General features: G+C 55.4%; 8 protein-coding genes. 3 read left to right on the top strand and 5 right to left on the bottom strand.

Going from position 1 to position 12,309, the window contains the following annotated elements:
* The first annotated feature begins 36 nt into the window (after positions 1–36).
* Entirely contained in the window at positions 37–2,556 is a 2,520-nt protein-coding gene (locus tag B5F38_RS05965; RefSeq protein WP_087408391.1) for an outer membrane beta-barrel family protein, read from the top strand.
* Between the two features lie 157 nt (positions 2,557–2,713).
* On the opposite strand, the gene B5F38_RS05960 is transcribed toward B5F38_RS05965, so the two are convergent.
* The 3 genes from B5F38_RS05960 to tgt all read right to left on the bottom strand — a co-directional run bounded on the left by B5F38_RS05960 (position 2,714) and on the right by tgt (position 5,533).
* Positions 2,714–3,208: an RNA polymerase sigma factor gene (locus B5F38_RS05960; protein ID WP_087408390.1), complete on the bottom strand. Its 495-nt coding sequence runs from the start codon at positions 3,206–3,208 to the stop codon at positions 2,714–2,716.
* 106 nt (positions 3,209–3,314) lie between these two features.
* Positions 3,315–4,394, bottom strand: a complete 1,080-nt coding sequence (locus B5F38_RS05955; protein ID WP_087408389.1) for an LptF/LptG family permease — start codon at positions 4,392–4,394, stop codon at positions 3,315–3,317.
* Between the two features lie 8 nt (positions 4,395–4,402).
* Complete coding sequence (gene tgt / locus B5F38_RS05950; RefSeq protein ID WP_087408388.1) at positions 4,403–5,533, bottom strand: tRNA guanosine(34) transglycosylase Tgt; 1,131 nt, start codon at positions 5,531–5,533, stop codon at positions 4,403–4,405.
* A 337-nt stretch (positions 5,534–5,870) separates the two neighbouring features.
* Between tgt and B5F38_RS05945 the strand changes: the two genes are divergently transcribed.
* Positions 5,871–6,752: a hypothetical protein gene (locus B5F38_RS05945; protein ID WP_143240922.1), complete on the top strand. Its 882-nt coding sequence runs from the start codon at positions 5,871–5,873 to the stop codon at positions 6,750–6,752.
* A 281-nt stretch (positions 6,753–7,033) separates the two neighbouring features.
* Positions 7,034–9,622, top strand: coding sequence for an ATP-dependent chaperone ClpB (gene clpB / locus B5F38_RS05940; RefSeq protein WP_087408386.1), 2,589 nt, complete (start codon positions 7,034–7,036; stop codon positions 9,620–9,622).
* Positions 9,623–9,831: 209 nt separating this feature from the next.
* On the opposite strand, the gene B5F38_RS05935 is transcribed toward clpB, so the two are convergent.
* Both B5F38_RS05935 and B5F38_RS05930 read right to left on the bottom strand, forming a co-directional pair.
* A complete protein-coding gene (locus B5F38_RS05935) occupies positions 9,832–10,323 on the bottom strand; it encodes a hypothetical protein (RefSeq protein WP_143240921.1) in 492 nt (163 codons plus the stop codon).
* A gap of 207 nt (positions 10,324–10,530) precedes the next feature.
* Complete coding sequence (locus tag B5F38_RS05930; protein ID WP_087408487.1) at positions 10,531–12,162, bottom strand: sialidase family protein; 1,632 nt, start codon at positions 12,160–12,162, stop codon at positions 10,531–10,533.
* Between the last annotated feature and the right edge of the window lie 147 nt (positions 12,163–12,309).

Here is a 12,309-nt window from a genome sequence, read left to right as displayed (position 1 = left end):
ACCAATTCATCACGCACTTTAATTGACTAATAACAGATGAAACGAGTTTTCAAATTGGGTATTCTGCTGGGAATGTTATTCTCGGTATTCACTATGGCCCACGCCGCTGCGGCCGATTGCAAGATAAGCGGCACCGTGACCGACTCGATCAGTGGCGAAGCCATCCCCTTCGTAACCGTGGGGGTGGAAAACAGCGACGGCAAGGTATTGACCCGCGTGGCCTCTGACGTGGACGGAAACTTCACCGCTACGGCTGCCGCCGGCAACCGCTATACGCTGGTCATCTCGTCGGTAGGCTATGCGACCAACCGCGTAGAGGTGTCGATAGAACCGGGCGAGCGCACCAAAAATCTGGGCAACCTCACCCTCACCGAGGGAACAGAACTCTCGGAGGTGACCGTCGTGGCCCAACGCCCCCTCATCAAGAGCGACATCGACAAGATAACCTATGACATGGAGGCCGATCCCGAGGCCACGAGCAACAATGCTCTCGACATGCTGCGCAAGGTGCCCATGATTACCGTCGATGCCGAGGAGAACATCCGCCTCAACGGACAGAGCAACTACAAGGTGCTGCTCAACGGCAAGAGCTCGGCCATCATGTCGGGCGACAACCTCAAGGAGGTGCTCAAGAGCATGCCGGCCAGCTCGATCAAGAATATCGAAGTCATCACCAACCCCTCGTCGAAATACGAGGCCGAGGGCGTGGGCGGTATCATCAATATCGTCACCGTGACCCGTCGCGACACCAACGGTGTAGTGGGCAGCGTGGGGGCCAACGCCGACAACCGAGGCGGATTCGGCGGCAACATCTACCTCTCCTCGCAGATTGGCAAGTTCGCCTTCTCGGGCCGCTACTCGGGCAGCCGCTACACCAACGGCCACGGAGGTCACTCGAAGACCTTCTCCGAGACCTACGGCAGCGACGAGTTCAACCACTCGGCCGTTTACGGCAAGTCGCGATTCGAAGGGCTCGGCCACAACCTCTCGATCGAGGCCAGCTACGAAATCGACACCCTCAACCTCATCAGCTTCTCAGCCTTCGGCTGGCTGGGCAACAACAAGTCCAACTCCAATCTCGACTACACCTCCTACAACCGAGCCAACGACATCAGCAGCCAATACCAGTCGCTCACCCACTCGAGCAGCGACTATGGCTCGATATCGGGAACGCTCGACTACCAGCGCTCGTTTGCCAAGAAAGACCGCACACTCACGGCTTCGTACCAGTTTGAATACAACCCCAACAACTCGGACTACACGACCGAGAGCAACGGTCTCATCAACTGGAACAGCTACATCGAACGCAGCAAGAACAAGGCTCACGGTACCGAACAGACCGTGCAGATCGACTACTTCGACCCCCTCACCGAGATGCACCAGATCGAAGCCGGTGCCAAATACATCATGCGCTGCAACGTGAGCGACGGCAACCGCACCCAAAGCCTGTGGGACGAGCCTACCGATACCTGGAACGACGTGCTGCTGCCGGTCAACGACCTCGACTACACGCAGCATATCCTGGGCCTCTATGCCGGCTATGTGCTGAAGATAAAGAAGTGGAGCGGCAAGGTAGGTGCCCGGCTCGAATCGACCTGGAACGACGGCCGCACCACCAACCACAACACCGAGGGAGGTACACAAGAGACTCGATTCGACAACGACTTCTTCAACGTGGTGCCCTATGTGACCCTCTCGTGGCAACCGCGCGAGATGCAGACCTTCAAGCTCTCCTACACGCAGCGGCTCAGCCGCCCGGGCATCTGGCAACTCAACCCCTTCAAGGATACCTCCTCGCCCATGCAGGTGAGCTATGGTAACCCCAACCTCGACTCCGAGATTTCGCACACCTTCTCGCTGGGATATACCCTCTTTACCGCCACGGGCATGAGCCTGGCCACCGAGCTGAACGGCCGCATACAGAACAACGGTATCGAGCAGACCATCTTCATGGACGAAAACGGTATAGCCAACATTACCTACGACAACATAGGCCGGGCCCGCGAGTGCAAACTGAACGTCTTCTTCTCGGGCAACGTACTGCCCACGCTCAACCTCTATACCAACCTCTCGGGCGGATATGGCGACTACAGCTCGACCCGGGCCGGTTACTCCAACAAGGGGTGGGACTACAACGGTTTTCTGGGTGCCCGCTGGAATGCCTGGAAAGACGGTGCCATCAGTGCCAACGTGGGTTACTACTCGGGATTCCGCATGCTGGTGGGAACCACGGCACCCTTTGCCTTCTGCGGCTTCAGTGTGAGCCAGTCGTTCTTCAACAAGCGGTTGCAGATAAACCTCTCGGCCAGCGACCCCTTCTCGAAAGAGCGCAAGTTTGTCATGCACATCAAGAACGACGATTACCGCATCGACAACTACAACTACAACCCCTGCCAGTATGTGCGGCTGGGTATAACCTACTCGTTCGGCCAGATGAAAAACTCGGTGAAGAAGGCCCGCCGCAGTATCAACAACGACGACCTCAAGAGCAGCAGCGGTGCCGGTAGCGGCGCAGCCGGCGGCATGGGAGGCTCGGGTAGCGGCACGGGCATGTAACGAACGACATGCGACGTATTAACTTCCTGATTTAAATAAACGAAAAAGGCCCGTATCTCTGCGAAGAGGTGCGGGTCTATCTTTTTTACCGGTGCGTATGGGCGAGAGGAGAGGAAATACCGTCGGGCCTTACGGGCGAAAGCGCGGGACCTGCCTGTCACAAAATCTGCTTTTTGCAGGCTCTCAACTTGTTCTTGATGCGGAATATCTGGACCTTCACCGTACCCACCGGCATATTCAGGCGCCGGGCAATCTCGTCGTAATGGTATCCTTGCAGATAGAGGGAGAAGAGTTCGCGGCTCTTGGCCGGCAACAAATTCATAATCTGCTGAATATCGGTATCCGATACGGCACATTCGGCATTGATTGCCTCCTCCATGTCGTCGGCAGCGTCCAGTTGGAAATCGGCTATCATGGCCTGCTGGCGGGAAGAAAGACGGCGGCAATTCAGGAAGAGATTGAACATGATGGTGCACAGCCAGCTCTTGATATTCCCCGAATCCCGGTACATTTCTTTATTCACCAAGGCTTTCAGAGCGGTCTCCTGCCACAGGTCTTTTGCCTCGTCGTCGTTGTGGGTCAGACTCTTGGCAAAGCCCAACAGAGCACCTTGCAGTTTTACCACATGCTGCTCAAAATCTTCTTGAATCATTATTTGTACTTGAAATTAAATAAAAGAATAGGGTGGTAAAGGTAGGCTATTATTTCCACAGCAAAAAATAAAAAGGCATTTATTTTCAGACAATAAGAAATTATTCCTATTTAGGAGCCTTTTTATACAGCACGACCGCGATTACCGTATAGATGATGTTGGGAATCCACATGGCCAGCATGGGCGAAGTGGCTCCCGATACGGCAAAGGTCGAGGTCACGGTCGAGAAGAGAATGTAGGAGAAGCTCAACAGCAGCCCGATACCGATGTTGATACCCATCCCCCCCTTCACCTTGCGCGACGAGAGCGACATGCCTATGGCCGTGAGGATAAAGGCGGCAGCCGCCATGGCGAAGCGCCGTTCATATTCGATTTCGAAATTCTTGATGTTGGCAACCCCCCGCTCCTTCTGGCGGATAATGTAGCGGCGCAGCTCGGGGGTGGTCATCATCTCGCTGTCGTTCTGCGAGATAAGGAAGTCGGAGGGCTCGATGGGCACAATCGTATCGAGCGAAGTACCGCGCACCAGCTCCTCGCGCATGCCGTTGAAGTTGCGAATCAGGTAGTTGTTGACCCGCCAGTGGTAGGCCGAATCGTAGTTGACCGTCTGGGCCGTGAGGCGCGACTTGAGCACCTTGTCGTCGAACTTCTCGAGCGAAAATCGGTAGCCGGTCTTGTTGCTGTTGTCGTAGCGGGCGATATAGGCGATGACACCGGGCTCGACCTGCAACTGGATGTTGCTGGCATAGTCGACCCGTTTGTTCTTCACATAGGTATTCATGTACTCGATGCGGGTCACGTTGGCCGGCGGTATCACATAACAGCTCAAATAGAGGTTCAGCGCCGCAATGATGGCCGCCGAAATCATATAGGGCACAAAGAGCCGCTTGAAACTGATGCCGCTCGAGAGCATGGCGATAATCTCGGAGTTGTCGGCCAGCTTCGAGGTAAAGAAGATGACGGCAATGAAGGTAAAGAGCGGGCTGAAGAGGTTGGCAAAATAGGGCAGAAAGTTGAAGAAATAGTCGAATATCGTAGCCGACAACGGCGCCTTGAGAAACGAATCGAGCTTCTCGTTGATGTCGAACATGATGGTGATAGCCAGAATAAGGGCTATCGCAAAGAAGTACGTTCCCAGAAACTTCTTGATGATATAGATGTCTATTTTCTTCAGTACCTTCATCATGCGACGTTTTACAACCGTGTAGTCACCCGGCGCACCATCTCGTCCTTCCACGGCTTGAATGTGCCGGCCAGAATCTGGCGACGGGCCTCCTGGGTGAGCCATACATAAAATGCCAGGTTATGTATCGAGGCAATCTGCATGGCCAGAATCTCTTCGCTGATGAAGAGGTGGCGCAGATAGGCCTTGCTGTAACAGGTATCGACAAACGAGGTACCCTCGGGGTCGATGGGCGAAAAGTCGTCGGCCCACTTCTTGTTGCGCATGTTCATAATGCCGTTGCGGGTGAAGAGCATGCCGTTGCGGCCGTTGCGCGTGGGCATCACGCAGTCGAACATGTCGACCCCGCGCTCGATACCCTCCAGAATATTGGCCGGCGTGCCCACCCCCATCAGATAGCGGGGCTTGTCTTGGGGCAGAATATCGTTCACCACCTCGATCATCTCGTACATCTTTTCGGTAGGTTCGCCCACGGCCAGACCGCCGATAGCGTTGCCGTCGGCCCCCAGGTCGGCCACATGCTTGGCCGCCTCGGTACGCAGGTCGCGGTAGACGCACCCCTGCACAATGGGGAAGAATGTCTGCCGATAGCCATAGAGCCCCTCGGTCTCGCAGAAGTGTTTCCACCCCCGGTCGAGCCAGCGGCGGGTAAGGGCCAGCGACTTCTTGGCGTAGTCGTAGTCGGCATCGCCCGGCGTACACTCGTCGAGCGCCATCATGATGTCCGACCCGATGATGCGCTGCGTGTCCACCACATTCTCGGGCGTGAAGAGGTGTTTCGACCCGTCGATGTGCGAGCGGAAGTGAGCCCCCTCTTCGGTGAGCTTGCGGCGGTCCGAGAGCGAGAATACCTGAAAGCCCCCGCTGTCGGTAAGAATCGGGCGCTCCCACCCGTTGAACTTGTGCAGTCCGCCGGCCTTGTGCAAGATGTCGAGGCCCGGCCGCAAGTACAGGTGGTAGGTATTGCCCAGGATAATCTGGGCCTTGATGTCGTCGCGCAACTCGCGCTGATGCACGGCCTTGACCGACGCCACCGTGCCCACGGGCATGAAGATAGGCGTCAGTATCGTACCGTGGTCGGTCGTGATGACGCCCGCCCGCGCGCTGCTACGCTCATCGGTATGTATCAGCTCAAAATCCATCGTCTGTCGTTCAAGTTTGAAAATAAGGGGAGACACCGCACTGCCCCGACCCGCACCTCGGTGCAGCCGCCGGAAGCCCCGGGCTCAGATTTTTCCTGGGCAAAGATAGTGCAAGCCGCGGGTAAAATCAAATTTATTTGTGTTTTGCCAGAAGCATCAAGCATTTATATAGATGTGGAAGAGATCAGGGGCTCTGCTGTTTCGGGGTCATGGCCCGACTTTTTCTAAATATTTTTATAATATTATTAACGGTTAATTTTCGGGAGAATCGCCAAAAGGTTACCAAATTGCGGGTATCTTTGCAAATGGTATGGTGAAACCACGAACGACAAGAGATATGCGACTATGGTTGTGCGGCCTGTTTCTGACGGCCGTCGGTACCGTGTGCGCACAATCCACCCCGCCCCCCATGCGACCGGGCAACGGCTCGGAGCTGGAAATCAAAGGGGGCGAACAGTCGTGGCCCCGCACCGAGCAGATGCCTACCTCTACCCCCAACGACCACTTTATCCAACGTCGGCTGGACGACCATCTCGAGAAGGCTTCGATTCAGATGATGAGACCCTCGACCCTCTTCCCCGAAAACCCCTCGGAGTTCATGCTCAACGTCATCCTGCTGCACGCCGTGAAGGACAGCATCGCCAGTCTGCACGACGAAACGATTGCCCGCATGGTCGACCATTTTCTGGTGCGCAACCTGCTGCGTCCCCTCTCGGACGACCGGCCCGGCCCGGTCAACAACTTCACAATGGGGGCACCCAACACCATGCCATTCGGTGCAAGTATAGCTTATGTGGGGATTATCGACCCCGTGGAGCTCTATCGCGAATGGAAACGCAAGAAGCGGGCCCTGCGCACCAAGATGGTGCTGATGACCCTCTTCGGCGACGACAACCGGCTGCTCACCAAGCAGGAGACCGACTCTATCAAACAGAACCTCGAGAAGAAACGGAATGCCCCGGTGAGCCGCATCGCCAACCCGGTGCTCATCTCTACCCTGCTGGCCAACGATACCATCGTGGCCCCGTCGAAACCGAAATTTACGGCTCCGCTCTGGGGCAAGGAGCGCCCCCAATTCAAACTCGAATTGCCCGCCACGACCAACGATTCGAGCGCCCGGCGGCCGGAGCTTCCCGCCATCGCAACCGATACCCTCGCCCTGCCCGACTCGACGTCTACCGACCGCCCCGATTCCCTTTCGGTCCAACCTCGGAAATAACTCCGCCTTTACCCGTTTCCACCCCATAATCACCCGCCTGCCTTCGAACTTTCGAGGGCCGTGCGTGTTGTACGTGTGAAGTGACGACATTTTGTCAGAAACAGAACATGCTACAAATGACCCCGTTACCCTACGCCCCCACGGACGGACGGATAAACGAGGACATTTTGTCATATTAACCGACTGATTTTCAGACAACATTTCATCCTTTTGGGTTTGGCACTTCTTTTGACTATACAAGGGCGTAAACACAACCAAGAAATTAGAAAGGAGAACATCATATGAACTTTGACAATTTTACAATCAAATCGCAAGAGGCCGTGCAAAAGGCCGTGCAGATTGCCCGCGACCACAACGAGCAGTCGATCGAGCCGGTGCACCTGCTGAAAGGGATTTTGCAAGTGGGCGAGAGCCTTACTTCGTACCTCTTCCAGAAGCTGGGTGTCAACGCCGGTTTGCTGAACAGCCAGCTCGATCGTGAGATAGAATCGTTGCCAAAGGTAAGCGGGGGCGAACCCTACTTGAGCCGCGAGGCTAACGACGCTCTTCAAAAAGCCATCGACTACTCTCAGAAACTGGGCGACCAGTTTGTGGCTCTGGAAGCCATGCTGATGGGTCTGTTCCTGACCAAAAGTTCGGCTTCGTCGTTCCTGAAGGATGCCGGCGTTACCGAGAAGGAGTTGGGAGCTGCTATCGATGAGCTGCGGAAAGGGAAGAAAGTAACCGAGGCTTCGGCCGAGGACACCTATAATGCGCTGAGCAAATATGCCATCAACTTGACCGAGCGTGCCCGCAGCGGCAAACTCGACCCGGTTATCGGGCGTGACGACGAGATACGTCGGGTGCTGCAGATCTTGAGCCGGCGTACCAAAAACAACCCTATCCTGATAGGTGAACCGGGTACCGGTAAAACGGCTATCGCCGAGGGGTTGGCTCACCGTATCGTACGTGGCGATGTGCCCGAGAACCTGAAGAGCAAACAGATCTTCTCGCTCGACATGGGTGCCCTTATCGCCGGCGCCAAATACAAAGGTGAGTTTGAGGAACGACTCAAATCGGTAGTCAACGAGGTAATCCAGAGCGAGGGCGAAATCATCCTCTTCATCGATGAGATTCACACCCTGGTAGGTGCCGGCAAGAGCGACGGTGCCATGGATGCCGCCAACATCTTGAAACCTGCCCTGGCCCGTGGCGAACTGAGGGCCATCGGTGCCACTACCCTCGACGAGTATCAGAAATACTTCGAGAAGGATAAGGCTCTGGAGCGTCGGTTCCAGATCGTTATGGTCGACGAGCCCGACGAGATGAGCAGTATATCGATTCTGCGTGGTTTGAAGGAACGGTATGAAAACCACCACAAGGTGCGGATTAAAGATGATGCCATCATCGCTGCCGTACAGTTGTCGGAGCGGTACATCACCGACCGGTTCTTGCCCGATAAGGCCATCGACCTGATGGATGAGGCTGCCGCCAAACTGCGTATCGAGGTCGACTCGGTGCCCGAGGCCCTCGATGAAATCACGCGGCGTATCAAACAGCTCGAAATCGAGCGCGAGGCCATCAAGCGTGAAAACGATACCGAGAAGCTGCAACAGCTGGCCAAGGAGATTGCCGACCTGAAAGAGGAGGAGACCAAGTTCCGCGCCAAATGGCAATCGGAGAAAGAGCTTGTCAACCGCATACAGCAGAACAAGATCGACATCGAGAACCTGCGTTTCGAAGCCGATAAGGCCGAACGCGAAGGCGATTACGGCAAGGTGGCCGAAATACGGTATGCCAAAATCAAAGCCAAAGAGGACGACATACACGCTACCCAGCAACGCTTGCACGAGTTGCAGGGCGACAAGGCCATGATCAAGGAGGAGGTCGATGCCGAAGATATTGCCGACGTCGTATCGCGGTGGACCGGTATCCCCGTGAACAAGATGATGCAGAGCGAAAAAGACAAACTGCTCCACCTCGAAGAGGAGTTGCACAAACGGGTAGTGGGTCAGGACGAAGCCATCACCGCCATTGCCGACGCCGTGCGTCGGAGCCGTGCCGGCCTGAACGATCCCCGCAAACCTATCGGTTCGTTCATCTTCCTGGGCACGACGGGTGTAGGTAAAACCGAGCTGGCCAAGGCCTTGGCCGAGTATCTGTTCGACGACGAGAACATGATGACGCGTATCGATATGAGTGAATATCAAGAGAAGTTCAGCGCTACGCGACTCATCGGTTCGCCTCCCGGATACGTGGGCTACGAAGAGGGCGGTCAGTTGACCGAGGCTATCCGCCGGAAGCCCTATTCTGTAGTGCTGTTCGATGAAATCGAGAAGGCTCACCCCGACATCTTCAACATCCTGTTGCAGGTACTCGACGATGGCCGTCTGACCGATAACAAGGGGCGGTTGGTCAACTTCAAGAACACGATTATCATCATGACCTCCAACATGGGTTCGTCGCTGATTCGTGAGAACTTCGAGAAGATGACCGATGCCAACCGGGCCGATGTAATCGAAAAGACCAAGGAGCAGGTTCTGGAGATGTTGAAACAGACCATACGTCCCGAGTTCCTCAACCGTATCGACGAGACCATCATGTTCACGCCGCTTACGAAGAACGAAATCGAACAGATTGTATCGCTGCAAATCGACAACATCAAGAAAATGCTCGAGAAGAACGGTGTTACGCTCGAAATCACGCCCAAGGCCTTGAGCCTCATCGCTACCGAGGGCTACGACCCCGAGTTCGGTGCACGTCCTGTAAAACGGGTTATCCACCGGCTCATCCTCAACCAGCTGTCGAAAGACCTGCTGGCTCAGAAAGTGGATCGGTCGAAACCTATTGTGGTCGATGCCGAAAACGATCAAATCGTATTCCGCAACTGATGCGGGTGTGAAATAAACCATACGGAGCCGTGCTGCCTGAGGCGACACGGCTCCTTTTTTTATATTCTTTCCCTCCCTCGAAGCCCGAGCTCCCGCCAGGGAGTGAACCGGGCAAAAACAGAGAGGCTACGTTCCCGTGAGGAAGCATAGCCTCTCATTTTTTTTTCAGCCTACCTAAAAAACCTATAAATCATGTATGAAGTGGTTGTTTACTTTGCTGCGGCATCAGGAGCCGGGGGATTGATGGCCGGAGCATCGGAGGCCGGACTCATCGGGCAACGCCCCTGACGCATCTGCTTGCCGTCGAAGCGTTTGTTCATGGGACGAGCGTTCCGGTCGAAACGGACATCGGGACGACGTTCGAGACGTTTTATTTTCTGCTCCAGATACTGGATATACTGGTCTTTGGTCAATACCGATTTCAACGTAGAGTCGCGGCGAGCCTTGGCAGCCTTCATCGACTCGCGATTGTTCTTTTGGAACTCCTTGCTTTTCTCGCGAAGCGCTTTCACCTCGGCATCGAAGGTCTCATCGGCCTCTTTCAACTGTTTCACCTGCTTGTCGCTCAGGTTCAAGTTTTTCACCATCTGTTCGCAGGGAAACTCACATTTTTCCCGGGGCTGTTTTTTATTTTGATTTCCGGCAAAAGCACTCATGGTCAAAGCCAATACCAACGCTACCGATACAACTGTTCTTTTCATAATCGTTTTCCTTTCGTTAAATGGTTAAGTAATTCATCTATTGGTCTGCTAATTCGAATTGCGTTTCTGCTTATATGACTACGGTTTGCCCCAAAAGTTTAATCCGTCCCGGATGTTTATTCTTAAATTTAAGACTTTTAACAAAAAAGGAGGCAAACCCTTCGGTGGGTCTACCTCCATTTATAGGTTTATAATCAATAATTTATACTATTTCTTACGGATTAGTTCGGTGAGTTTCAACGTCTGGAAAGTCATGTGAGCCACACTGCTTTCGTAGAGAATCCCCACCGTCTCGGGGTCGATCATCGTCAGGCAGGTATAGCCCCAGCTATCCTCCTCGTCGAGCATAATCTGGTTCTCGGGGAGCCAGGTCACCCCACCGTCGAGGCTGGCCTTGACAGTGATATGGTTGCGCCCCTTCGTCGTGTTGGGGTTGGAGAAGAGCAGAATATCGCGCCCCAGCACATTGTCCTGGGCCTCGACCCGAATGAGGCTGGCCATGCACACCGGCTCGGGCAACGCCTTGCGCGACGATTCATGTTCGGTCCAGGTACGCCCCAGGTCGCGGGTGATAGCCACGGCCCGACTGCCGCCCCGGTTGTCGCGCATGTTGAGCATGAGCACCCCCTCCTCAATCTCGACTACCTGCGCCTCGGTGGTGTTGGTGCGGGCCAGGTTGTGGATATGCCAGCTCTTGCCCGCATCCCGGCTGTACATGATGCCGGCATTGGGTACGTCGGTCGAGTCGATAAACTGGATGGGGAATACCAGCGTGCCGTCGTGCATGGTGATGCCCCGCCCAGGCCCTTGCAGCAGGAATCGCCACGAGGGGTCTTTCACCTGCGAGGTGATATTGATGGGTTCCGACCAGGTTTTGCCGTCGTCGGTACTCTTGGTGAGCACGAGTTGTGCCGTGTGGTCCAAGTCCATGCCCCGCTGCGAACTCCACCAGGCCCGCTGGTTGCCCATGCCGTGTGTCCAGGCGGCGGCAATCCACACCGTGTTGTTCTTTGTATCGACCAGAATCGAGGGGTCGCCCACCCCGTTCTGTGCGGCAGGCAATCCGCCATACTCGCCAAACGAGAGCGGCAGGCGCATGGGTTCCCACGTCTTACCGCCGTCGGTGCTGCGGCTCAACCCCACGTCGATATGCTCCTGCAAGTCGACACTGCTGTTGTAGCGCACGTCGTAGACACCGAGCAGCGTACCCTCGTTGGTCGTCACCAGCCCGGGAATGCGGAAAGCCGCAGCCCCGTCGTTACCGGCATGACGCACCCCGATACCCATGCGATGCACGATACCGTCGGGCGAAACCCTATGGCACAAGGCTTTCTTACCGTCGAGCGATACCGAGGCCAGCTCGGCACCGACCTTCGCCGAGAGCGAGGTGCCCGGCTTCATCTGCAGGCTCACCCAAAAGAAGTTGACACCCGGGTACAATTCGTAGTCGGCCTGGAGCACCACCCGTTTGTCGGGACGGGTCACCTCGGCACACTTGACCGAATAGGAGGGATAGGCCGAGAGGGTCTTCCCGGCACTGAAACTCGATATGTAGCCTACCGGCGCAAACCGATTCTTCCCCTCGTCCTGCCGAGCCTCGACACCGCCGTAGTAGAGCTTCACCGCAGCCACCGAAGCCCGGTCGGCACAGCGTGAAAAATCGAGTACCACCTGGTCGAGCACGCGGCTCTCCCGGGCGGGAATACGCAGATAGAACATCACATTGTCCTGCCGCTCGAGCAGCACAGGCACCTGGGCCTCCTTGACAAAGACCGTGTCGGCTGCCGGGGCTATCGAAGCCAACCCCGCCAGACACAAAAGAAGAATAAATTTACGCATGATACATTTCATTAAATTGTCGGGGGTAAAGATAACAGTTTTTTACGAATCGCTCCAAGAAACATTCAATTTTTACCCCCGCTTTTACGCCTCCGACAAAACGGGGTGACGGGTGTATCTTTCGGCCACTTTCCTTTGGAAATACGG

The organism is Barnesiella sp. An22 (genome assembly GCF_002159975.1).
Lineage (GTDB): Bacteria > Bacteroidota > Bacteroidia > Bacteroidales > Barnesiellaceae > Barnesiella > Barnesiella merdigallinarum.
The sequence above is the reverse complement of the archived record's forward strand: the minus strand, read 5'-3'. Positions and strand labels throughout refer to the sequence as shown.

Bases quoted from the DNA above. Each gene is read 5' to 3' on its own strand.
- B5F38_RS05965 (WP_087408391.1), top strand. From the start codon at position 37: ATGAAACGAGTTTTCAAATTGGGTATTCTGCTGGGAATGTTATTCTCG.
- B5F38_RS05960 (WP_087408390.1), bottom strand. From the start codon at position 3,208: ATGATTCAAGAAGATTTTGAGCAGCATGTGGTAAAACTGCAAGGTGCT.
- B5F38_RS05955 (WP_087408389.1), bottom strand. From the start codon at position 4,394: ATGATGAAGGTACTGAAGAAAATAGACATCTATATCATCAAGAAGTTT.
- tgt (WP_087408388.1), bottom strand. From the start codon at position 5,533: ATGGATTTTGAGCTGATACATACCGATGAGCGTAGCAGCGCGCGGGCG.
- B5F38_RS05945 (WP_143240922.1), top strand. From the start codon at position 5,871: ATGCGACTATGGTTGTGCGGCCTGTTTCTGACGGCCGTCGGTACCGTG.
- clpB (WP_087408386.1), top strand. From the start codon at position 7,034: ATGAACTTTGACAATTTTACAATCAAATCGCAAGAGGCCGTGCAAAAG.
- B5F38_RS05935 (WP_143240921.1), bottom strand. From the start codon at position 10,323: ATGAAAAGAACAGTTGTATCGGTAGCGTTGGTATTGGCTTTGACCATG.
- B5F38_RS05930 (WP_087408487.1), bottom strand. From the start codon at position 12,162: ATGCGTAAATTTATTCTTCTTTTGTGTCTGGCGGGGTTGGCTTCGATA.